Below are 22654 nucleotides of genomic sequence, written 5' to 3' on the forward strand. Positions count from 1 at the left end.
TAGGAGCGGCGAACGCACGGTCGACGAGCGGAGAGGGACACGGTGTCACCGAACAGGAATGGGCAGGCCGGCAGGCTCGCGGCGCTAACGATCGTTCCCGTGCTCGCGATCGTCGCCGCGTGCGGCGTCGACACGAGCAGCAGCGTCAGCGGCCCGGGAGCACCCGAACCGGTCGTCGTCGGTGCGTCGGACACGATCGAGAGCGAACTCGTCGCGCGGCTCTACGCCGGCGCGCTCGAGGCGGGCGGGCGCCGCGCCGAACTGGTGCTGGGGCTGGGTGACCGCGCCGACCGGATCGCCGCCCTCGACGCGAACCGGGTGGCGCTGGTGCCGGACTACACCGGGCGGCTGCTGCACTGGTTCGACCCGGACGCCGACGTCACCGACGCCGAGGACGTGTTCGAGGCGCTCAACAAGTCGCTGCCGGAGGGCCTTACGGTGTCCGACTACGCTCCCGCGGACGACCGGTCGGCACTCGTGCTGTCCGCGCCGCAGGCCGATCGCCTCGGCGGACACTCGATCGACGACATCGCCCCCGGGTGCGCGGGCCTGACGTTGTACGCGTCCGACGCGTTCCGTGAGGACCCGCGCGCACTGGAGCACCTCCAGTCGGCGTACGGGTGCACGTTCGGGTCCGTGGTGCCGGTGGGCGGCGCCACCGACGTGGCCCGCGAACTGGGCGTCGGCGCGTCGCCGATCGGCGGCGCCACCGCCGCGTCGCCCGACATCGCGCAGGACGAACTGGTGGTGCTGGCCGACGACGAGGAGGCGTTCACCGCGCAGAACGTGGTGCCGCTGCAGCGCAGCGGTGTGCTGCGCGCCGACGACGTCAAGGGACTGAGCGTCGTCCTGCAGCTCACCACCGCGGATCTGACGGACATGGTGGTCCGGATCCGCGGTGGCGAGATCACGTCGGCCGACGCCGCCGCCGACTGGCTCGCCGACCACCTCTGACGGCCCGCGTCGGTCGACGACGGCTCCCTCAGCCGTCGACCCGTGCCCGCGCTGCCGCGGCGGCGTCGTGTCGGCCCAGGGCCTCGAGGGCGTCGCCCTCCATCAGCGCGACCCGGACCGCGAGGCGCGGCGCCTCGGTCACCCGCGGGGCGGCGTCGGCGAGCACGGCCAGAGCTTCCTCATGGCGCTCGGCTGTCAGCAACGCCTGCGCGACGACGATGAGGGCGCTGCCGGAACCGACGACGTCCTCGGCCGCGGCGTACGCGTCGGACGCGGCGAGCCCCGTCCGCACCGCCTCGTCGAACCGGCCCAGCTGGGACAGCGCCCGCGCCGTCGAGTCCTCGATGTCCGCGCGGGTCCACGGGTCGGCGTGTTCGGCCGCCGCCCGCAGATCCTCGAGTCCGTCCTCGTCGCCGAACTGGCAGCGGGCGCGTCCGCGTGCGTGCAGAAGGTCGGCCAGTGCGTCGGGCTGATCGGTGAGCTGCCGGGCGTCCTCGACCGCGGCGTCGAGAACCTCCACGGCGTCCTCGTCGTCGAACTGCATCATCAGCAGCCCGAGTTCCTTGCCGATCCGCGCGGCCACCGCGAAATCCGAGCCTGCCTGGGCCAGCTCCTGGCCCTCGGCCCACGCCGCGACGGCAGCACCCGGCTCGCCCGCGTCGCGCCTCGCATAGCCGAGCCACAGCATGGTCAGAGCACGGGAGCCGGCCTCTGTGCCCTGGGCCTCCTCGGTCTCGGCGACCGTGGTGAGCTCGTCGACGGCCTCGTCCGGGTGCCCGGCCCGCACGAGCGTGACGCCGAGCCGGTAGCGGTGGCCGACGGACTCGGTGCCGGCCAGCTCGGCCTCCCGTGTCGCCAGCCGCAGGCGGCCGGCCGCGTCGTCCAGTCGGCCGAGGTCGTCGCAGATCTGGGCACTGAGGGCCGCGAGCGGGGCGGTCACGGACCGCGCCGCGTGGGTCACCGCCAGGTCGAGCGCGCCGTCGACGGCGGTCAATGCCTCCTCGAACTGCCCGCCGCCGGCCAGCAGCTGGGCCCGCATCCGCAAGAGCACCGCGCGGCGACCGGGCGCGACCTCGGCGGTCAGCTCGGACTCGATCCAGGCCAGCGCCGCGTCGCCGCCCTCGGAATCCAGGATGGTGTCGACCCGCTCCTCCGCAGGGCGCGAGCCGGCCACCTCGTCGACGAAGGCCGCGGCCGCGGCCGGGTCCACGGCAGCCGGTGGCGAGACGGACACGGTGTGCGCGGTACCGATCGGCAGGTCCCAGCGCTGTCCGGCGAGAGCCCGTGCGGCGGACAACTTTTCGCTACGGTACGCGGTGCCGTTGCGCTCGTCGAAGCGGGCCGCGAGATCCTCGGCGGCGCGCCAACATGCCTGCGCCAGTTCGTCGACCGTCCACGGGCCGTCGTGCGCACCCAGGAACTTGCGCAGGGGCGCGGCGTCGGCCCCGCGGACGTGCTCGTGGCCGAGCCCGACCGCACCGGCCGCCGTGCACGTCACCGCGAACGCGGTGAGCGCCTCGAGGTGCGCAATCGCGTTGAGGGTGTCGTGCGCCAGCCAGCCGATGTGCCGCTCGAGCATCTCGAGGGCGCGTTGTTCGTTGCCCGTGACGGACAGGAAGACCAGGTGCAGCCCGATCATGTCGAGTTCGGCGGCGTTCCCGCGAGCGAGCCGGTAACCCCGCACGTGCATCCGCTCGGCGTCCTCGAGACGACCGACCCGGAGCAGCGGTAGCAGCGTGTGGGCCATCGCCCGTTCCGGTTCCTCGGCGCACCCCAGACCCTGGTCCAGCATCTCCTGGACGAGGCCGAGCCCGGCCTCCAGGTCCCCTGTGGCAAACCGGAATCGGGCTTCCTCGGAACGCACGCACGCCTCGCAGTGGCTGTACGCGTCGCGCGGGGTCCGGCCCAGCTCCTCGAGGTGACGGGCGGCCTCCTCGTTCTGCCCCGCGTCGAATGCCTGCGAGAACCGGGTCTGCACCACGCCCGACAGGCCGACGCCGGCCTGCCGGTAGGCGGTCTCCATCCGGTCGATCGACTCGTCGATCGTCGAACGCGGGAACATCGGGTTCGACGCGAGCGCGTCGGCGATCCACTTGTGGAACCACAGCAGGTCGTGCTCGTCGACCTGGGTAGGGAACGTGGCCGGGTCGGCGGCGTTCCGCCCGACGCACCACGCGAACGCGGTGAGCAAGGTGTCCGTGTCGCCCGTCATGGAGGCGGACTGGACCAGTCGCATCCGCACCGCGTAGGCGGCAGCCTCGTTGCCGGTCTCCTCGGCGAGGGTGATCGCCCGTTCGATGAGCTCGCGTTCGGCCGGTCCGTACGGTGTCGCGTCGATCTCGCTGATCAACGCGTCGACGGTGGTGTCACTCGGCATGGTCGTCCTTATCGGTGGTGGAGGGACAGTGCGGTCCCGGATCGGTGGTGGTGACGGGTGCAGCCAGGCCGACGGACAGGTGGACGATGTCCGTCATGGCGTCGGTCAGGGCCGCGCGGTCGGCTGTCCGCAGCGGCCGGTGACCGGCGAGCAGTGCCTGGACGTAGAGGATCCGCACCGCCCGCGACAGCACGGCCTCGTCGTCGACAGTGGTCAGGGTGCGCACCAGCCGGTTCCGCCAGTTCAGGGCGAGTCGGCCGGCGGTGTCCACACTCTCGGCCTCCGCCTCGCTCACCCGACCGAGGACATCGGCCCAGAACCCGCCGCTCTCGCTCGCCTGCTCACGGCGCAGGCTGCGAAGTACCGCCTCGTCCGCGACGTACAGCGCGGGAACGTCGTCCGGCTCGAACGCCCGCACCGCCGTCGCGCAGTCGAGGTCGGCCAGGGCGGCGTCGGCGCGCTCCTGCAGCCGGCGCGAGGCGGCCCGGTCCGCCAGCGGCGGCACGTCCAGGTGGTCGATCTCGTCGGCAACGGTGACGATCTCGACCTCGGCGCCGGGCACGAACTCCGGCAGCCGGCCCGCGATCTCCGCGTCGTAGACGTACCCGCCGTTGACGATCGGGGCGCCGGGGCGGGCGATGCCGGCCAGCTGCCGGAACTCGTCGACCGTTCGGGTGTACCGAACGGTGCCGCGCCGGGCGGCCTCGCCGAAGGTCGTCGGCCCCTCGGTGGTCTCGATCGGCAGGTGGGGGACGATGAACCGGGCCAGCTCGTCGTCGTGGACGACGAGCGCCCGCAAGGCGAGGTGGTGCACGGCCAGGAACGCGGCCAACCGGTGCGGCGCCGTCGCGGCCAGCCCGATGACCCAGCGGCGCACCGCCGACCCCAGCTCGGCGCGTGTCGACTCGAGCGCCCCGTCCTCGATCAGGGCCTCCCGGGAGGCGGTCGGATGGAGCCCGGTGGTGTCCACGACCGCCCGCACGAAGAACGCCCAGTCCGGCAGGAGGTCGTCCATGCGCTCGGACAGGAGCATTCCGCCCAGATAGACCCGGCTCGACTGCCGCTGGCCGGGGGAGAGCTGGAACGGCAGTACGAAGGCCGTGCCCCGGGTGCCGGTCGACGGCACGTGCAGCGGAATGGTCGCGAACGGCTCGGCGCCGACGATTTCTCGGCCCAGCTCGCGCAACTCCGGCGACGGGACCGCGCTGTTCTCGAGGAACGGCGCCGGCCGGGTCACCGTCTCTCCGGCCACCGTCACCCGCACCGGCAGGTGCCGGCCGAACCGGTCGGCCAGCTCGCGCGCCCCGACGGGGGAGACGAGCCCGGTGGCGTCATGGCGGGGGAACAGCTCGACGCGGGTGCCGACCGGCAGCTCGTCGGCGAGCTCGGTGACCGTGAACGTGCCGTCGGTGCGACCGACCCACTCGACGGCGGGCGCGCCGGTGGCAGAGCGGGACCGGACCCGGATCTCGTCGCTCACCATGAAGCAGCTGAGCAGGCCGATCCCGAACTGGCCGAGGCGGTCGGTGCGGGGCAGATCGAGGATGTCCCGCTTGGAACTGCGGCCGACCGTCGCGAGCAGCTCGCCCACCTCGGCCGCGGTCAGCCCGACCCCGTCGTCCTCGACCGCGAACACGGACCCGGCTCCGTCGGCGGGCAGGACCCGGATGGTGCCGACGTGGCCGGGTTCACGCTCCCGACGGGCCGCGATCGCGTCGCATCCGTTCTGCAGGAGTTCCCGGAGGAAGACGTGCGGCCCGGTGTAGATGCTCGCGCTGAGCAGCTCGATGATCCCACCGAGGTGTACCTGGAATGGACGGCTGTTGCCGTCGGCTCTTGTTGTCATCGGGGGCAGAGCTTATCGACAGAGTCCGACATTTCGGCCACATCGAGTGCTCCGCGGGTCCGGGTGGCGGGACGGCTCGCCCGCACCCCTCAGCTCGACGTGGGCAGGACCCGGGACGTGACCGCCGCGACCACGCGCTGATAGGTCGGGCCGACGATGCGCACCCATGCGTCGAGGAACTTCGCGTCCGCGCCGATCAGCACGCGCGGCTTGCCCTTTCGCACGCCGTTCACGATCGTCTTCGCCGCGTCCTCGGGCGTCGTGCGCGCGAGGTGCTTGTCGAAGAACTGCGCGAACGTCGCCTGGTCGTCGCCGTCGGGCATCGTGGCGTTGCGTGCGATCGCGGTCTTGATGCCGCCCGGGTGCACACACGTGACCTTCACCGGGTGCTTCGCGATGAGCATCTCCTGGCGCAGCGACTCGGTGAACCCACGCACCGCGAACTTCGCGGCGTTGTAGGCGCTCTGACCCGGGATGGACAGCAGGCCGAACAGGCTCGAGACGTTCACGATGTGCCCGTCGCCGGACGCGATCACGTGCGGCAGGAACGCCTTGGTGCCGTTGACGACACCCCAGAAGTCGACGTCCATGATCCGCTCGATGTCCTTGAACTCGGAGCGCTCCACCTCGCCGTGGAAGGCGATGCCGGCGTTGTTGTAGACCTGGTGCACCGTGCCGAAGTGCGCGACCACCGCGTCGGCGTACGCGAGCACCGCCTCGCGTTGCGTGACGTCGAGGTGGTCGGACTTCACGTCGGCGCCCAGCGCCTCGACCTGGCGGACCGTCTCGGCCAGTCCGGTCGAATCCATATCGGAGAGTGCGAGTTTCGCACCCTGCCCTGCCAGGTTCAGGGCCAGTGCCCGGCCGATTCCGGAGCCTGCGCCGGTGATGACGCAGACCTTCCCCGCGAACTCGCTCACTGTGCCGCCACCTTGTCGTCGTCGAGATCGGTCAGTTCGGTGTCGATGGGGTCCGCAATCGTCGTGGTCGGCAGATCGTCGGTCGTCACGCTGCGGTAGGCCCCGAGGTCGAACTGCCTGGTCATGTTGCGGAACTCGAACGTGAAGCCGGGCCACAGCGTCGTGTTGTTGCCGTGCTTGTCGAGGTACCAACTGGCGCAACCGCCGTTGTTCCACACGCTCTTCGCCAGCTTGGCCTGCAGGTCGCGGTTGTAGGCGTCCTGGGCGTCCTGGCGAACTTCGATGGTGCCGATGTCGTAGCGCTCGATCACCTTGATCGCGTCGACGACGTAGTTGAGCTGCGACTCGATCATGAACACCATCGAGCTGTGGCCGAGGCCGGTGTTCGGACCCACCAGGAAGAACATGTTCGGGAAGTTCGCGATCGCGGACCCCTTGTAGCCCTGCTGGCCGCCGTCGTCGAAGGTCTGCGCGAGCGAGCGCCCGTCCTTGCCGAAGATGCCTGCGAACGTGGGGGAGTCGGTGACGTGGAAGCCGGTCGCGACGACGATCGCGTCGACCTCACGTTCGGTGCCGCTGCGGTCGACGATCGAGTGCTCGCGGACCTCCGCGATGCCGTCGGTGACGACGTCGACGTTGGGCCGTGCGAGTGCAGGGTAGTAGTTGTTGGAGATCAGCATGCGCTTGCAGCCGATCTGGAAGTTCGGGGTGACCTTGCGCCGCAGCTCCCGATCCTTGATCTGGCGGCGCAGGTGCCGCGAGGCGGTGAACTGCAACGGCTTCATGAAGATCGGGGCCTTTGCGAGACCGACCACCTGCGTCTCGCGCATCCAGTAGATGCCGGCGCGGCACAGCTTCTGGAAGCCGGGGATGTACTTGAACGCGAGATGCTCGGCCTTGGTGTACTCGCGGTCGGCGCGCGGCAGGATCCACGGCGCGGTGCGCTGGTACACGTCGAGCTGGGCGGCCTTCGTCGCGAGCTGCGGCACGATCTGGATGGCCGACGCGCCGGTGCCGATCACCGCGATCCGCTTGCCGTCCAGATCGGCGTCGTGGTTCCACTGCGCGGAGTGGAAGATCTCGCCCTCGAACCCCTCGATGCCGGCGATATCGGGCAGGGACGGCTCGCACAGCGCGCCCACGGCGGCCACGACGACCTTCGCGACGAACTCGCCCTTCGACGTCTGCACCTCCCAGCGTGCGGCGTCGCCGTTCCAGCGGGCCGACTCCACCTCGCAGCCGAAGACGTGCTTGTCGAGCACGTTGTACTTGCGCGCCACCGCCGAGATGTAGCTCTGGATCTCGGGCTGCGGCGAAAACGACCGCGTCCATTCGGGATTGAGCGCGAACGAGTACGAGTACAGGTGCGAGGGGACGTCGCATGCCGCGCCCGGGTACGTGTTGTCTCGCCAGGTGCCACCCACGTCGTTGCCGCGCTCGAGCACGACGAAGTTGTGCTTGCCCTCCTGAACCAGCTTGATAGCAGCGCCGAGGCCCGCGAAGCCGCTGCCGATGATCAGTGTGTCGACCTGGCGCGGGGTCGCGACCCGGGCGGAAGTATCTGTGACTGGAAGACTCATGTAAGGGAGCGTAGGACGTTGTTGATCGTCGGTCAATAGCTAATTGACTGCGATTCAGTAAGGTGGGTGCTCATGGATGTCGTCAAACGCACCAGGCTCAGTCCCGAGGAGAGGCGGGCGCAGCTGATCGAGTTGGGCGTGCGGATGCTCGCCGAACGGCCGCTGGAACAGATCTCGGTCGAGGACATCGCCGACGAGGCCGGCGTGTCCCGCGGGCTGCTGTTCCACTACTTCGCGTCCAAGCACGACTTTCACGTCGCGATCGTGCGCCACACGAGCGCCGACATGCTCGCCCGCACAGCGCCGAACCCGGATCTCGCACCGATCGAGATCCTGCGCGACGCAATGGCGTCGTACGTCGACTACGTCTCCGACAACCGCGACACCTACGTCTCGCTGCTGCGGGGGACCGCCAGCGGCGACCCCACCATGCGGCAGGTGTTCGAGGAGACCCGAACCGAGATGGCCCGGCGCGTGATCGACCAGCTCCCGAACCTGGGGATCGAACCCGACGCCCGAATGGGCCTGTCCGTGCGGGGCTGGATCGCATTCGTCGAGGAGGCCACCATCACGTGGCTGCGCAGCCCGGAGATCAGCCGGGACGAGCTGATCGACATGCTCGTCACCGCGCTGCCCGCAGTCGCACTGAGCGCGGAGGCGGCCGCCGCGCTGCTGCAGTAGCGCGGTGGTCGTCACCGACCGCTACCGGTAACAGTACGAATCGGACGAGGCATCGCCGCCCTGGAGGCGAACCTGGTGCGCCCGCAGGCCCCGGAAGTCGCCGTCGTGCGGGAAGAGGCGGTCGTCGATGGTCATCCCGCCGCGAGAATCGGTGTGCACCAATGCCATCCAGGCGCCGACCCCGTCCGGGTAGAACTGGTCGTCCCACGCGCCGTACAGGGAGTTGGTGACGTACACCCGCTTGCCGTCCCGGCTGATCTCGACCATCTGCGTGCCTCCGGACAGCGGCCGGCTCGGCTCCGCCGGATGCGCCACCCGGCCGACGATCCCCCCGAGCCGGACGGACCCGGTCTCCTTCGGATGGGCGGGGTTGCGCACATCGAATTGCTTGAGTTCGCCGGTGCCCCAACACGAGACGTAGAGGAACTCGTCGTCGACCGACAGGTCGATGTCGGTGACCAGCGGCGGCACCGCCCCGAACGGCTTCAGCGCGGGCGGCAGCAGGTCCGGGTCAGCGGGCTCGGCCGGGATGGTGATCACCTTGTCCACCGCCCACGTGCCGTCGTCGCGGTGCCAGCGCCACACCGAGGCCGACAGGTCCTCGGTCGAGATGACCACGCCGACGAACCCCCACGTGGCCTCCGGGTCGTGCGACGGGCGAAGTTCGAGCGGCATCTGGTACTGCGCGCCGAGGTCCACGCGCTGCCGGTGCTCGCCCGTGGCGAGGTTCCAGAAGTGGATCGCGTGGCCGTACTCGTTCGCCAGCAGCTTCTCGGGCACCAACCCGTCCTCGATCATCGACGGGGTGCCCCACTCGCTGCTGATCAGCGTGTTCTGGTTCAGATGCCACCAGGCGTCGTACGCGAAGTACTGCGGCCCCCGGTCGGTCTCCCACTGCCGGAGCACGTCGAACGTGTCGTGGTCGAGCAGGGCTATCCCACCCGGGCCCTCCGATCCATTCGCACCTCCGAGGCAGGTCATGAACACCCCGTCCGGCCCACAGTGCAGGGTATGCGGCCGGGAGTAGCCGGCCTTGGCGGCGAGATCGGCGGCGTCCACGACCCGGGTCACGGTGGGCTGACGCGGATCGGGCCCGGTGTCGAGCACGGACAGATTGGACGAGCGCAGGCCCGGCACGATCAGATACCGGCGGGCCAGACCCGCCATATCGTGGCCCTCGTGCTTCAACGCGCTGCTGCACGCGTTCCAGCCGAAATGGTGCAGCTCGTTGCCCCGCCCCGGGATCTCGGTCCAGCCCACCACCCGGCCGTAGGTGTCCGAGCCGGGATCCACGTCGATCACGCTCATCGCGTCGGGTTTGTCCGCGGCGCGATCGAACGCGGCCACGTAGGCCAGCCGTTCCGGTGGCGCGGCCGCCGCGTCCGCGGCCGTTCGATAGAAGGTCGGGTCCGTGGTTGGCTGACTCATCTTCAGCCCCCTTCGTCGAGACGGTGAGACCCTGTTCCCAGAATATTGGAACCCGGCGGCCCTGCGGAACCGTCTCGCCCCCGGAAACGGACCGGCCCGCCCACTCGTGGAGAGTGGGCGGGCCGGTCGTCGTGTCTCAGCCGATCAGGCGGATCACTTCGTGGGCGTGAACGCCGCGTCGATGATCTCCTGCTGCTCGACGGCGTGAACCTTGCTCGAGCCCGACGACGGCGCCGACATCGCGCGACGCGAGACGCGCTTGATGCCTGCGAGCTTCTCGGGCAGCAGCTCCGGCAGGGCCAGGCCGAGGAACGGCCACGCACCCTGGTTCGCCGGCTCCTCCTGCACCCAGAAGAACTCGCTGACGTTCGGGTAGCGGTCCAGCGTCTCGGCGATGCGGCGACGCGGGATCGGGTACAGCTGCTCGATTCGGACGATCGCGACGTCGTCGCGGTTCTCCTTCTGCTTCTTCGCCAGTAGCTCCCAGTAGAGCTTGCCGGACGTCAGCAGCACCCGCTTGACCTTGTCGCGGTCGCCGCCCTGCGTCTCGTACGACGGCTCCTCGAACACCGAGCGGAACTTGCCGGTGGTGAAGTCCTCGAGGTTGCTGACCGCGGCCTTGTTGCGCAGCATCGACTTCGGCGTGAACACCACGAGCGGGCGGCGGATGCCGTCCAGGTGGTGACGACGAAGCAGGTGGAAGTAGCTGGCCGGGGTCGACGGCATCGCGACCGTCATCGAGCCCTCGGCGCACAGCTGCAGGAACCGCTCGATGCGGCCCGACGTGTGGTCCGGGCCCTGGCCCTCGTGGCCGTGCGGCAGCAGCAGCACGACGTCGGACAGCTGGCCCCACTTGGCCTCACCGGAGCTGATGAACTCGTCGATGATGGTCTGGGCGCCGTTGACGAAGTCGCCGAACTGCGCCTCCCACAGCACCAGCGCGTCGGGGTTGCCGACCGAGTAGCCGTACTCGAAGCCCAGGCCCGCGAACTCGGTGAGCGCCGAGTCGTACACCATGAACTTGCCGCCGTTGTCCGCGTTCGCGGCGATCTGCGCGATCGGGTTGTACTCGTCGCCGTTCTTGCGGTCGATGAGCACCGAGTGCCGCTGCGTGAACGTGCCGCGCCGCGAGTCCTGACCGGCCAGGCGCACCAGGGCGCCCTGCTCGACCAGCGAACCGAACGCGAGCAGCTCGGCGAACGCCCAGTCGATCTTGCCCTCGCGGGACATCTCGTGACGCTTCTCGATGACCGGCTTGACGCGCGGGTGCACCGTGAAGCCCTCGGGGACGTTGACGAACGCGTCGCCGATGCGGGCGAGCGTGGCCGCGTCGACCGCCGTGGTGAGGCGGGCCGGCGGGGTCTGGTCCAGCTCGACCGACTCCGACGGTTCCGGCTTGAACTTCTCGAGCTCGCGGACCTCGTTGAACACCCGCTCCAGCTGGCCCTGGTAGTCACGCAGGGCGTCTTCGGCTTCCTTCATCGAGATGTCGCCGCGACCGATCAGGGCCTCGGTGTAGCTCTTGCGGACGCTGCGCTTGGTGTCGATCAGGTCGTACATCGCCGGCTGCGTCATCGACGGGTCGTCGCCCTCGTTGTGGCCGCGACGGCGGTAGCAGATCAGGTCGATCACGACGTCCTTGCCGAACTTCTCACGGAAGTCGACGGCCAGCTGCGCGACCCAGACACAGGCCTCGGGGTCGTCGCCGTTGACGTGGAAGATCGGGGCGCCGATCATCTTCGCGACGTCGGTGCAGTACTCGGACGAACGCGAGTGCTCCGGCGCGGTGGTGAAGCCGACCTGGTTGTTGACGACCACGTGCACGGTGCCGCCGGTGCGGTAGCCGCGCAGCAGTGCCAGGTTCAGGGTCTCGGCCACGACACCCTGGCCGGCGAACGCCGCGTCACCGTGCAGCATCAGCGGCATGACGGTGAAGCCGTCCTGGCCCTTGTCCAGCAGGTCCTGCTTCGCGCGGACCAGGCCCTCGAGGACCGGGTCGACCGCCTCGAGGTGCGACGGGTTCGCGGTCAGCGACACCTTGATGTCGTTCTCGCCGAACATCTGGATGTAGGTGCCCTCGGCGCCCAGGTGGTACTTCACGTCGCCGGAGCCGTGCGCGGCCGCCGGGTTCATGTTGCCCTCGAACTCGGTGAAGATCTTCGAGTACGGCTTGCCGACGATGTTCGCCAGCACGTTGAGGCGACCGCGGTGCGGCATACCGATGACGACCTCGTCGAGGCTGTGCTCGGCGGCCTGGTCGATGATCGCGTCCATCATCGGGATGACGGACTCGGCACCCTCGAGCGAGAAGCGCTTCTGCCCGACGTACTTGGTCTGCAGGAACGTCTCGAACGCCTCCGCGGCGTTGAGCTTGCTCAGAATGTACTTCTGCTGAGCGACGGTCGGCTTGACGTGCTTCGCCTCGACGCGCTCCTGCAGCCATGCCTGCTGCTCGGGCTCGAGGATGTGCGTGTACTCGACGCCGATGTGGCGGCAGTACGCGTCGCGCAGGATCGACAGGACGTCGCGCAGCTTCATCCGGGACTGGCCGTGGAAGCCGCCGACGTTGAATTCGCGGTCGAGGTCCCACAGCGTCAGGCCGTGGCTCGTGACGTCGAGGTCGGGGTGGCTGCGGAACTTGTCCTTGACGAACTGCAGCGGATCCGTGTCGGCCATCAGGTGGCCACGGTTGCGGTACGCCGCGATCATCTCGAGCACGCGGGTGCTCTTGTCGACGGCGCCCTCCGGCACGTCCTTGCGCCAGCGGACCGGCTCGTAAGGAATGTGCAGCGAATGGAAGATCTCGTCGTAGAACTCGTCGCTGATCAGCAGGTTGTGGATCGTGCGCAGGAAGTCGCCGGACTCGGCGCCCTGGATGATCCGGTGATCGTAGGTGGAGGTCAGGGTCATCAGCTTGCCGACGCCCATCTCCGCGATGCGCTCGTCGCTCGCGCCCTGGAACTCGGCCGGGTACTCCATCGCACCGGCGCCGATGATGGCGCCCTGGCCCTGCATCAGGCGCGGCACGGAGTGCACGGTGCCGATGCCGCCGGGGTTGGTCAGCGAGATCGTGACACCGGCGAAGTCCTCGGCGGTGAGCTTGCCGTCACGCGCACGACGGACGATGTCCTCGTAGGCGCCGTAGAACTGCACGAAGTTCATCGACTCCGTGCCCTTGATCGCGGCGACGACCAGCGAACGGCTGCCGTTCTTGCCCGGCAGGTCGATCGCCAGGCCGAGGTTGGTGTTCGCCGGGGTGACGACGTTCGGCTTGCCGTCGATCTCGGCGAAATGGCGGTTCATGTTCGGGAACGCCTTGACCGCCTGCACGATCGCGTAACCGAGGATGTGGGTGAACGAGACCTTGCCGCCACGGGTACGGGCGAGGTGGTTGTTGATGACGATGCGGTTGTCGAACATCAACTTCGCCGGAACGGCGCGAACGCTGGTGGCTGTCGGGATCGTGAGCGAGGCCGACATGTTGCGGGCCACCGTGGCAGCCGCGCCGCGCAGGACCTGGTTGGTGTCCTGGGTGGGGGCCTCGGCGGCTTCCGCCTTGGGAGCAGCAGCAGGCTTCGGGGCGGCAACCGGCTTGGGCACGGGCGGGGCGGCCGGAGCCGGCGGCGGGGTCGCCGCCTTGGGCGCCGGGGCGGGCGCGGACGCGGGCGCTGCGGCAGGCGCCGGAACCGCGGCACCGTTCGCGGCCTTCGTGGCGACATCACCGGCGCCGAGCGCCTCGCCGTTCCCGGTTGCGTTCGCCGCATCGGGCGAGTAATCCGTCAGAAACTCGTGCCAACTTGCGTCCACGGATGAGGGATCATCCTGGAAGCGTTGGTACATCTCGTCAACCAACCACTGGTTCTGTCCGAACTGGGAAGTAGAGCTGCTGCTCACGGCAGGTGTTCGCCTCGTTTCTTTCTTCGGTACCCGATCAGAGCGCCTATACACATGAGGCTAGCCTCCGCGCGTCGAGCTCGGGCATCCGGTCCGGCGCGTGTCGGCTGGCTCACATTGTTGCGATGGGGTCTCCATCGATGACGGTTCTCGCCGACGAATTATTCCCCTGTTCACTCTCCGCTGCATCACAGAGTCGCGCGTAATGTCCACCCGCGCGTCGAAGGGTGTCGTGAGCACCGGTTTCCACGATACGACCCCGATCCACGACCACGACGAGATCGGACCTCGCGGCGGTCGCGAGACGGTGCGCGACCACCACCGACGTGCGCTTTCGAGTGACCATTCGGTTCGATTCGAGGACCAGTCGCTCGGTCGCCGGATCGAGGGTCGCGGTCGCCTCGTCGAGCAACAGCAGATCCGGATCGACCATCTCGGCGCGGGCGAGCGCGATCAGCTGGCGCTGCCCCGCGGACAGCCCCTGCCCACGCTCTCCGATCGGCTGATTCATGCCCCCGGACAGTGCTGCGATTGTCGGGAGCGCGCCGACCGACCGCGCCGCGTCCTCGATCTGCTCGCGGGTCGCGTCCGGTCGCCCGTAGGCGATGTTGCTCGCGACGGTGCCGGTGAACAGGTGCGCCTCCTGCGGGACGACGCCGAGGCGTCCGCGGTAGGCGTGCAGCGGATAGCGCCGCAGATCCTCGTCGTCGACCCGGACCGCGCCGGACGTCGGGTCGTAGAAGCGGGCGAGGAGTTTGACGACCGTCGACTTGCCGGCACCGGTGCGGCCGACGAGTGCCACCGTCGTGCCGGCCGGGATGCGCAGGTCGATGTCGCTGAGGGCGTCGGATTCGGCGCCCTGGTAGCGGAAGCTGACATCCGAGAAGGCGACTTCGCCGCGCAGGTGACCCTCGATGGGGACCGTGTCGCCCGGGTCGGCGGTCTCGATCGAGCTCGGTGTCGCGAGCAGGTCCGCGATCCGGCGCAGGCCGACGTCGGCCTGCTGGTAGCCGTCGAACACCTGCGACAGCTGCTGGATCGGGCCGAACAGCAGACCCAGGTAGAGCACGAACGCGACCAGCGTGCCGGCGGTGGCCGAACCGTCCGCGACGCGCTGCGCGCCGACGAACACGACGGCCGCGAGCGCCAGGTCGGACAGCAGCGTGATGAACGGGAAGTACACCGAGATCGCGCGCTGCGACCGCATCCGGCTGCGGCGGTAGCTGTCGGCGCGGTCGGCGAACCGTCGCGCCGCGAACTCCTCGCGGCGGTACGCCTGGGCCGCCCGCAGGCCCGCGATGTTCTCCTGGAATTCGGCGTTGACCAGCGAGATCCGCTCGCGCGACACGCTGTAGGCGGCGCCGGACACGCGCCGGAACACCAGGGTCGCGACAGTCAGTGGGAGCAGCGCGGCGAGTGCGACCAGTGCCAGCGTCACGTCGGTCACGAGCAACGCCACGGCGATCCCCACGAGGGTGAGCAGCGCGACGACCGCCGTCGACAGTCCCGTCTGGATGAACGACGACAGCGCGTCGACGTCCGTGGTCATCCGCGTCATGATCCGGCCGGACAGCTCGCGCTCGTAGTAGTCCAGGCCGAGCCGCTGCAGGTGCGCGTAGCTGCGCACGCGCAGCCCGAACAGCACCCGCTCGCCGGCGCGCGCGGTGATCACCGTCAGGACTGCCACCACGAGCCAGCCGACGAGGGCCAGCGTGGTGCCGACCGCGGTGGCCGCCCACAGCGGGCCGTAGTCACCCGGGACCACACCGTGATCGATCGCGTACCGCACGATCGACGGGAACGTGATGCCGATCAGCGAGTCCAGGGCCAGACACACCACGACACCGGCGAGTAGCCAGCGCACCGGGTGCAGCAGCCGGCCGAGCCGGAACTCGGAGTCGTCGCGGCGCAACCGGGCGGTGTCGGTGCGCGGATCCTCGTCCGCCGGCGGCAGCGCATCGACCGCCCGCTTCAGTTCCGGGGTCGCGGCCACCCCGCCGAGGGCGCCCGCCATGTGCCCGCCGCCGCCATGGCCGCCCCCACCGTGCCCACTCGCGCCGGCGGGTCCTCCGGCCCGGCCGGCGGCGCCGGCGTCGGAGTCGACCTCCATCTCCGGCCACAGCTCTGCCTCGGTCGGCTCCGCGACCAGCGCCCCGGATCCGTCGGCCGCCTCGCCGTCGGGTCCGCTCTGCGCGGCATCCAGCGGATCCGGGGCCGACAACAGCGTCCGGAACAGCGGGCACCGCTCGTCGAGTTCGTCGGCGGTGCCGATGTCGACGATCCGGCCGCCGTCAAGGACCGCGACGCGGTCGGCGAGGGTGAGCGTGGAGCGGCGGTGGGCGAGGATCAGCGTCGTACGGTGGCGACCGTCTCCCAGCGCGTCGAAGATCGTGGCCTCGGTGCCCGCGTCCACCGCCGATGTCGCATCGTCGAGGATCAGCACCCGCGGATCGACCAGCAGCGCGCGGGCCAGCGCGACACGTTGACGCTGACCGCCCGACAGCGTGAGCCCCCGTTCGCCGACGACAGTGTCGTAGCCGTCGGACAGGGCGGAGATGAACTCGTCGGCCTGCGCGAGTTTCGCGGCGATCCGAATCTCCTCGGCGCTGGCGTCGGGGCGCCCGAGCGCGATGTTCGCGGCGATCGTGTCCGAGAACAGGAACGGCTCGTCGAAGACGAGGCCCACCGCCTCGCGCAGCTGCTCGGCGCGCAGCTCGGAGACGTCGAGGCTGCGTCCCTCGCTCGTGAGTGACACGGTCCCGGAGCCGGGCGTGTAGAAACGGGGCAGCAGCAGCGAGAGCGCGGTCTTGCCGGAGCCCGCCGGCCCCACCACCGCCACGGACTCGCCCGGCGCGATGGACAGGTCGAGCCCGGTGAGGACGTCACGGCCGTCCTCGAAGCCGAAGACGACGTCGCGCAGCTGCACACCGAGCGGGCCGTCGGGCAGATCGACCGGGTGCGGCGGATCGGAGACGTCGGGCTCGGTGTCGATCACCTCGTAGACGCGCTCGACGGCCGCGCGCGACAGCTGGGCCATGATCACGACCTGCGACAGCGTCCGGGTGGCCGCGGTCATCGTCGCGACGTAGGCGGCGAAGGCCAGGAAGGTGCCGACGGTGATCGACCCGTGCAGGGCGAGCCAGCCGCCGAGCGCGACGACGCCGACCAGGCCGAGCTGGGGGAGGGCCGCCATCGACGGTGCGAACCGGGCGTTGACCCGCGCCGCGCGCATCCGCTCCGCGTAGAGGGTGCGGCCGAGGCCTTCGAGCTGGTCGACCGCACGGGATTCCTGCCCGAACCCCTTGACCACGCGGACGCCGGTGACGGTCTCCTCGACGTGCTGGGCGAGGTCGGCGGCGCGCTGCTGCGCCGACCACGTGGCGGCGAACAGCGTCGGCCGCACCAGGTAGACGACGAGCGCGACGGCGGGCACCACGACGAGGGCCACCACCGTCAGGAGCGGCGACAGCCACGCCATGATCACCAGCGCGAGCGCGAACTGCAGCACCACGCCCGCCGACATCGGGACCATCGCGAGCAGGCCCTGCACCAGTTGCAGGTCGGTGATCGAGCGGGACACCACCTGGCCCGTCCGGATCTGGTCCTGGCCGCGGCCGTCGAGGCGTTGCAGCGCGCCGAGCAGCCCGAGCCGCAGGTCGTGCTGGACGTCCAGCGAGAGCCGACCGGCCAGCATGCGACGTCCGTACTGGCACGCGAAACGGACGCACGCGAGGACCGCGATGAGCGCCGCGATCATCGTGATGACACTCGTGGCGGTGGATTCGCCGGCTGACGCGGCATCCAGTGCGACCTTCGTCAGCAGCGGGAACACGATGTCGATAACCGCGGCGATCACCGTCACGGTGAGCGCGCCGACAGCCGTCCGGCGGTGGTTCCAGCACTCGGCGCCGAGTCGGCGTATCCAGCCCCGGTGACCGTCCGCCACCCCTGTCACGTCTTGTGTAGCCATCGCGATCAACGGTAGTCCGTGGTTCGGACACCCCTTCGGCCTCGATGCTGTCGGTGTCACAGGGCGTTTCCTAAGATCAGCGCGTGCCCGATCCAAGATCACCCAAGACCCGGGCGCGGGACATCGACCGCGCGCACGCCTGCAGCCTGCTCGACGCCGCGTACGGCGACGGTCAGCTCGGCGTCGACGATTACGAGGCGCGCACCGCGGCGGCGATGCGCGCGCAGACGCTCGGCGATCTGTGGGCGCTCACCGAGGATCTGCAGATCGCCGACCACCTCCGCGAGTCGCCGGAGCCGCCCGCCGACGAGACCGGACAGTGGCACCGCCGCGGCCTGGTCCTGGCCGCGGTGATCGCTGCGGCGGTGGTGTGCGGCATCGTCGGCTACCTGCTGTGGAGCAGTGCCGGTGGTGACCGGTCGACCGGCGCGTCGGGATCGACCGCTGCCCAGCCTGCGCCGGCCGGTGAGCCGGACCCGATCGCGGTCGAGTCGATCGACCTGCACACCGCCGACGGCATCCGCGAGTTCGTGCGATTGTTCGAGGTGCAGTTCCACGACACGATCGCCGACGACGTCGATCTGTACCGCGACGACGCCATCGTCGTACGGATGGTCCCCAACCAACCGCACCGCTACCTGCGGTGGCGGTTCAGCGGCGGGTTCGAGCAGTGGACCAACCTACCCAGTGTCCGGGATCGGGATCAGCAGACGGTCGACCTCACTCAGCTCGACGCCGACCGCATCGGCGCCGTCATCGCCAACGCGCGCGAGCTGGTGCAGCGGCCCAGCGGGAAGATCGATCTTGTCGCGATCCGCGCCTACGACGGCCAGCCGCGCGTCACCGTGTACGTCGTCGACAACGACGAGTCCAGGGGGAGCGTGACGGCGACATTCGGCGGCGAGATCGTCGAAGTCCAGACTGCAAAGCAGGGCTGATTGTGGCGACCAACCGCCGCCGCCGCGGCACGACCGTGCCGCTACGCGCGCGCGACATCGACCGGGGCGACGCCCGCGCCCTCCTCGACGCCGCCTACGGGACCGGGCAATTGAGCCCCGACGAACACCGTGCGCGCGTCGAATCCGCCACCACCGCGGCGACCCTCGACGAACTCGACCGGCTCGTCGGTGACCTGCAGCTCACCGACGAGGTGGTCGGGAGGACGCGGTTCACCCCATCCCCGGACCCACAGCCCGCACCGCCGGCGTCCACGGCTGCGACGTCGGCGAGGCTCACGCCACGACGCCGCGCCGTGGTCCTGGCCGGGGCGGCGCTCGTCGGCGGGCTGCTGTTGGTGACGCTCGTGGGCAAGGCCCCCGACTCGGGAACGACCTGGGCGTCGCCCGAGTCCTCGGACCGCAATGCGCTGTTCACGGTCGCGGGCTTCGGGCAGATGCTCGACGACATCCAGCGCGAGTTCGGCGACCTGGTCGTCGACCGCATCACCATCTATCCCGATCGCGCCGAGATCGAACGACCCATCCCCGGCAAGCCCGGTCAGGACCAGAGCTTCGGCTACCGACTCGTCTCCGGTGCCGGAGAACTCACCGAGCAGGGAACGTCGTCGCGCAGCAGTGACGCGATCCCCAACGATCTCGCTCCGCTTCGGCAGAACCTGCCGCGCGTGATCGGGCTGTTCTCCGGAGCGGACCAGACCCTCCGCGTCGAGAACCCGACCTCGGCGCACGTGATCGTCGGGGCGAGCGGGCCGATCGTCGAGATGAACCTGACGAACGACGAGCAGGGCACCAGGGGCTACCTCAGTGTCGGGTTCGACGGGGTGATCCGACGCATCCACCGATCGGACCAGTGAGCGCGGACCCGCTCAGGTGATGTCGCGGGTGCGGGTGGCCCACCATCCCAGGCCGCACGCGACCGCCGCCCACAGCGCCAGGCACAGCAGCGACACCGCCGTGTCGGGTTCGGACGTGAGCGCACTGTCGTCGACGATGCCGATGAACGCGCTCACGGTGACCGAACCGGGAAGCCACTGGCCGACGGCATCGAGGTCGAGGCCGGCCAGGACGGCCCGGACGATTCCCTCGCCCATCACGTACCAGACGACGATGGTGACGGTGCTCGCGATCGTCGAGGCGGTCAGCAGTGCCAGGCCGGCACCGATCAGTGCCCAGAGCATCGAGGCGATCAGTCCGACCGCGAGGACGGCCGTCATTGTCCCGTCGAATCGCACGTCGCCCGACCCGGCGAGGAACAGGACCGGGATGCTGACGAGTTCGATGGCGAGGCAGTACAGGATTCCGAAGAGGGCGCTGACCGCGAGCTTGGCGGCCACGACGCGGTCGCGGCCGCGCGTGGTGAGGAGTGTGGTCGTGATCGTGTTGTGCCGGAACTCGGTGCCGGCGTTGACGGCGCCGAACAGCGCCGAGAACACGAACACGAGCGCGAGCGCGACCAGGAGTCCGATGGCCCCGACGGCGGTCTTCACTCCGTCGTCGTCCACCTCGTCGGCGATCCCGGAGATGAGCGGCAGGGTGATCGCACCGGAGAACAGGCCGACCAGAAGCGGCGCGAGCCCGAGCGCCCACCAGAACTTCAAGGTGGTGACCTTGCGGAGCTCGGAGAGCAGCAGATTGGTCGTCACTGTCCAACTCCATTCGGTCCGGGGCCGTGGCCGGGCGGGGGCCCGTAGCCGGGGGGTGGGCCGTAGCCGGGCGGGGGCCCGTACCCCGGCGGCGGACCGTAGTTTCCGGGTGTGGCAGCAGTGGGCGCTGCGAACTGTCCCGACGTCATCGCCAGGAACACCTGCTCGAGGTCGACCGTCTCGGCGGTGGCACCGAAGACGGTGATGTCGGAGTCCGCGGCGATCCGGCCGACGGTGGCCGGATCGGATCCGGCGACGCCGATTCGGCCGTCCGGGAGGTGCTGGACGTCGGTGACGCCGGTGGAGGCGAGTGCGGTGGCCAGGCGGGCCGGGTCGGAGCAGGCCACGAGGAGCCGGGCACGCCGGCTCGCTCGGAGTTGCTCCATCGACCCCTGATGGACGAGGACGCCGCGGCTGACGACCACGAGATGATCGATCATCTGCTCCACTTCGCGGAGTATGTGGCTCGAGATCAACACGGTGCGACCCGATCTGGCGAAGCCGACGAGGAACTCGCGCAGCCACGCTATGCCCTCGGGATCGAGCCCGTTGGACGGCTCGTCGAGCACGAGGACCTGCGGATCCCCGAGCAGCGCCGTCGCGAGGATCAGGCGTTGCCGCATGCCGAGCGAGAACGCGCCGGCCTTGCGGTCCGCGACCTCGGACAGTCCCACGAGGTGCAGCACCTGGCGTGCCCGGTCGTCCGGCACGCCGATGGCCGACGCGTACACCCGGAGGTGGTCGAGCGCCGTCCGTTTCGGGTGAAGCCCACGGGAATCGAGCACCGCGCCGACCGCACGGGCCGGCTCGGTGATCGCGGCGAACGGAACCCCGAGCACCGTCGAACTGCCCGCGGTGGGCTGGACGAGACCGAGCAGCATCCGCAGTGTCGTCGTCTTCCCGGACCCGTTGGGGCCCAGGAACCCGGTGACCGAACCCTGCGGAACCGCGAAACTCAGATTCGACACGGCCTGAACCGATTTGAACTGTTTCGACAGCCCGTGCGCCTGGATGGCGGCGGGTGGTCCCGGCGGTGCGCCCACGAACGGTGCCGGTGGCATGCCTGAAGTCACTGATCCCCCTGGATTGTCAGTCGAGTGAGAGTACCTGGGGGACCGGTCGGTTCGGGCTGCGCACCCGGTGCGGCGCCACGGCGGCGTCGTCGGGTGCGCAACCCGTCCGGTCTACTTGTTCAGCAGGGTCTCCATCTGAGCGATCTCGGCCTGCTGGCTCGACACGATCTGCTGCGCCAACTGCCGCACCTGTTCGCTCTCACCGGTGTTCAGGATCTGCTCCGAACTGGCGACCGCGCCCCGGTGGTGTTCGATCATCATCTCGAGCCACATGCGATCGAACTCGGGTCCCTTCGCGCTCTCGAGGGCCTGCATCTGGTCGCCGGTCATCATGCCGTGGCCGCCGCCCTCCATCCCGGGCATCCCCGACATCCCGGGCATGCTGGTCATCGGCATGCTGGGCATGGCGCTGCCGTGGCCCATGCCGCCGTGATCCATGCCGCCCGCGGTGGTCTCACCGTTGCCCGGCATCGGGACGTTGCTCGGCGCCGGCTCTCCCCACGCCTTCAGCCACCCTTCCATCTGCTCGATCTCGGGTGCCTGGGCCTGTTCGATCTGCGCGGCGAGCGCAACGACGTCCGGGTTGCTGCTGCGGCTCGGAACGAGTTCGGCCATCTCGACCGCCTGCTCGTGGTGCGGGATCATCATCTGGACGTACGCCACGTCCGCCTCGTTGTGCGCGCCGCCCTGTTCAGCGGTGCCGGACGCGCTCGCCGACGTCGTGGCGGTGGTGCCGTTGGACGTGTTGTCGCCGGACTCGTTGTTCGAGCAGCCGACGACGAGGGTGACGGCCGCTGCGGCGGCGCCGATGCTGACGAGCATTCGCTTGCTGTTCATGACCTGTGCTTTCTTCTGGGTGATCGATCGAGGAACCGGACTGCGGCCGGAACGGCGGTGCGCCGCGCCGCAGTGGCCCTGTCACACCCGCAGGATGCACAGAGACGACAGGAAGGCAGAGGTCGTCGGGACGAAAGGGGGCGCGCGTCCGGCGCGCCGTGCGGGACCGGACGCGCGATGGATCCGCACGTGCCGAGCCCGGGCGGTCCGCAACAGCAGCCACACCGCGAGGGTGAGCGTCGCGGCCAGCAGCACGGCCAGGCACACGTGGAAGCCGAGGTGGTCGCTGGGGTGGTCGGGCGCCGGAGCCGGGTCCATCGGTGATTCCGAAGCGCCGGTCGCGTGTTCCGATCCGTGGTGGCCGACGGCGGCGCTCGGGGCGAGGGGTGCGGTGGTCACGTGGTGCATGGCCAGGACACCGAACGCGAGAGCGCACAGGGCCGCGACGCGGATGATCGACGCTCGAACCTGCCCGGCCATGGATCCGACTGT

Annotated in this window: 15 protein-coding genes; 4 read left to right on the forward strand and 11 right to left on the reverse strand. The window is 69.9% G+C overall.

Annotation, left to right across the window (positions count from 1 at the left end):
* The first annotated feature begins 99 nt into the window (after positions 1 to 99).
* A complete protein-coding gene (locus ABTV10_RS07825) occupies positions 100 to 954 on the forward strand; it encodes an ABC transporter substrate-binding protein (protein ID WP_499033738.1) in 855 nt (284 codons plus the stop codon).
* Positions 955 to 982: 28 nt separating this feature from the next.
* Here ABTV10_RS07825 and ABTV10_RS07830 read toward each other — a convergent pair whose 3' ends face one another.
* The 4 genes from ABTV10_RS07830 to ABTV10_RS07845 form a co-directional block, all read right to left on the reverse strand.
* Entirely contained in the window at positions 983 to 3331 is a 2349-nt protein-coding gene (locus ABTV10_RS07830; protein ID WP_499033739.1) for an ATP-binding protein, read from the reverse strand.
* Positions 3321 to 5177 carry an HSP90 family protein gene (locus tag ABTV10_RS07835; RefSeq protein WP_499033741.1) on the reverse strand — a complete coding sequence of 619 codons (1857 nt, stop codon included), beginning with the start codon at positions 5175 to 5177 and terminating at the stop codon, positions 3321 to 3323. The genes ABTV10_RS07830 and ABTV10_RS07835 overlap by 11 nt, the downstream gene beginning before the upstream one ends.
* A gap of 89 nt (positions 5178 to 5266) precedes the next feature.
* Positions 5267 to 6097: an SDR family NAD(P)-dependent oxidoreductase gene (locus ABTV10_RS07840; protein ID WP_499033742.1), complete on the reverse strand. Its 831-nt coding sequence runs from the start codon at positions 6095 to 6097 to the stop codon at positions 5267 to 5269.
* On the reverse strand, positions 6094 to 7677 hold the full coding sequence (locus ABTV10_RS07845; RefSeq protein ID WP_499033744.1) for a flavin-containing monooxygenase: 1584 nt from the start codon (positions 7675 to 7677) through the stop codon (positions 6094 to 6096). The genes ABTV10_RS07840 and ABTV10_RS07845 overlap by 4 nt, the downstream gene beginning before the upstream one ends.
* A 72-nt stretch (positions 7678 to 7749) precedes the next feature.
* Here ABTV10_RS07845 and ABTV10_RS07850 point away from each other — a divergent pair, with 72 nt between their 5' ends.
* Entirely contained in the window at positions 7750 to 8358 is a 609-nt protein-coding gene (locus ABTV10_RS07850) for a TetR/AcrR family transcriptional regulator (RefSeq protein WP_499033745.1), read from the forward strand.
* 21 nt (positions 8359 to 8379) lie between these two features.
* Here ABTV10_RS07850 and ABTV10_RS07855 read toward each other — a convergent pair whose 3' ends face one another.
* The 3 genes from ABTV10_RS07855 to ABTV10_RS07865 form a co-directional block, all read right to left on the reverse strand.
* Positions 8380 to 9786, reverse strand: coding sequence for a selenium-binding protein SBP56-related protein (locus ABTV10_RS07855; RefSeq protein ID WP_499033747.1), 1407 nt, complete (start codon positions 9784 to 9786; stop codon positions 8380 to 8382).
* A gap of 153 nt (positions 9787 to 9939) precedes the next feature.
* Positions 9940 to 13734: a multifunctional oxoglutarate decarboxylase/oxoglutarate dehydrogenase thiamine pyrophosphate-binding subunit/dihydrolipoyllysine-residue succinyltransferase subunit gene (locus ABTV10_RS07860; protein ID WP_499033750.1), complete on the reverse strand. Its 3795-nt coding sequence runs from the start codon at positions 13732 to 13734 to the stop codon at positions 9940 to 9942.
* A 58-nt stretch (positions 13735 to 13792) separates the two neighbouring features.
* Positions 13793 to 17650 carry an ABC transporter ATP-binding protein gene (locus tag ABTV10_RS07865; RefSeq protein WP_499033752.1) on the reverse strand — a complete coding sequence of 1286 codons (3858 nt, stop codon included), beginning with the start codon at positions 17648 to 17650 and terminating at the stop codon, positions 13793 to 13795.
* Positions 17651 to 17733: 83 nt separating this feature from the next.
* Here ABTV10_RS07865 and ABTV10_RS07870 point away from each other — a divergent pair, with 83 nt between their 5' ends.
* Both ABTV10_RS07870 and ABTV10_RS07875 read left to right on the forward strand, forming a co-directional pair.
* Complete coding sequence (locus tag ABTV10_RS07870; protein ID WP_499033753.1) at positions 17734 to 18588, forward strand: DUF1707 SHOCT-like domain-containing protein; 855 nt, start codon at positions 17734 to 17736, stop codon at positions 18586 to 18588.
* 2 nt (positions 18589 to 18590) lie between these two features.
* Complete coding sequence (locus tag ABTV10_RS07875; protein ID WP_499033755.1) at positions 18591 to 19463, forward strand: DUF1707 SHOCT-like domain-containing protein; 873 nt, start codon at positions 18591 to 18593, stop codon at positions 19461 to 19463.
* A 12-nt stretch (positions 19464 to 19475) separates the two neighbouring features.
* On the opposite strand, the gene ABTV10_RS07880 is transcribed toward ABTV10_RS07875, so the two are convergent.
* From ABTV10_RS07880 to ABTV10_RS07895, 4 genes are all read right to left on the reverse strand, one after another.
* The gene (locus ABTV10_RS07880; protein ID WP_433611378.1) at positions 19476 to 20252 is read right to left on the reverse strand and encodes an ABC transporter permease; all 777 of its coding nucleotides are present in this window, start codon (positions 20250 to 20252) and stop codon (positions 19476 to 19478) included.
* Complete coding sequence (locus tag ABTV10_RS07885; protein WP_499033757.1) at positions 20249 to 21220, reverse strand: ABC transporter ATP-binding protein; 972 nt, start codon at positions 21218 to 21220, stop codon at positions 20249 to 20251. Before ABTV10_RS07885 ends, ABTV10_RS07880 begins: the two co-directional genes overlap by 4 nt.
* 216 nt (positions 21221 to 21436) lie before the next feature.
* Complete coding sequence (locus ABTV10_RS07890; RefSeq protein ID WP_499033759.1) at positions 21437 to 22162, reverse strand: DUF305 domain-containing protein; 726 nt, start codon at positions 22160 to 22162, stop codon at positions 21437 to 21439.
* Between the two features lie 81 nt (positions 22163 to 22243).
* Positions 22244 to 22642 carry a DUF6153 family protein gene (locus ABTV10_RS07895; RefSeq protein WP_499033761.1) on the reverse strand — a complete coding sequence of 133 codons (399 nt, stop codon included), beginning with the start codon at positions 22640 to 22642 and terminating at the stop codon, positions 22244 to 22246.
* Positions 22643 to 22654: the final 12 nt, after the last annotated feature.

The organism is Paraburkholderia sp. RHO2, from assembly GCF_050955445.1.
Taxonomy (GTDB): Bacteria; Actinomycetota; Actinomycetes; order Mycobacteriales; family Mycobacteriaceae; genus Prescottella; species Prescottella agglutinans_A.

Bases quoted from the DNA above. Each gene is read 5' to 3' on its own strand.
- ABTV10_RS07830 (WP_499033739.1), bottom strand. From the start codon at position 3,331: ATGCCGAGTGACACCACCGTCGACGCGTTGATCAGCGAGATCGACGCG.
- ABTV10_RS07865 (WP_499033752.1), bottom strand. From the start codon at position 17,650: ATGGCTACACAAGACGTGACAGGGGTGGCGGACGGTCACCGGGGCTGG.
- ABTV10_RS07895 (WP_499033761.1), bottom strand. From the start codon at position 22,642: ATGGCCGGGCAGGTTCGAGCGTCGATCATCCGCGTCGCGGCCCTGTGC.
- ABTV10_RS07845 (WP_499033744.1), bottom strand. From the start codon at position 7,677: ATGAGTCTTCCAGTCACAGATACTTCCGCCCGGGTCGCGACCCCGCGC.
- ABTV10_RS07890 (WP_499033759.1), bottom strand. From the start codon at position 22,162: ATGAACAGCAAGCGAATGCTCGTCAGCATCGGCGCCGCCGCAGCGGCC.
- ABTV10_RS07850 (WP_499033745.1), top strand. From the start codon at position 7,750: ATGGATGTCGTCAAACGCACCAGGCTCAGTCCCGAGGAGAGGCGGGCG.
- ABTV10_RS07835 (WP_499033741.1), bottom strand. From the start codon at position 5,177: ATGACAACAAGAGCCGACGGCAACAGCCGTCCATTCCAGGTACACCTC.
- ABTV10_RS07855 (WP_499033747.1), bottom strand. From the start codon at position 9,786: ATGAGTCAGCCAACCACGGACCCGACCTTCTATCGAACGGCCGCGGAC.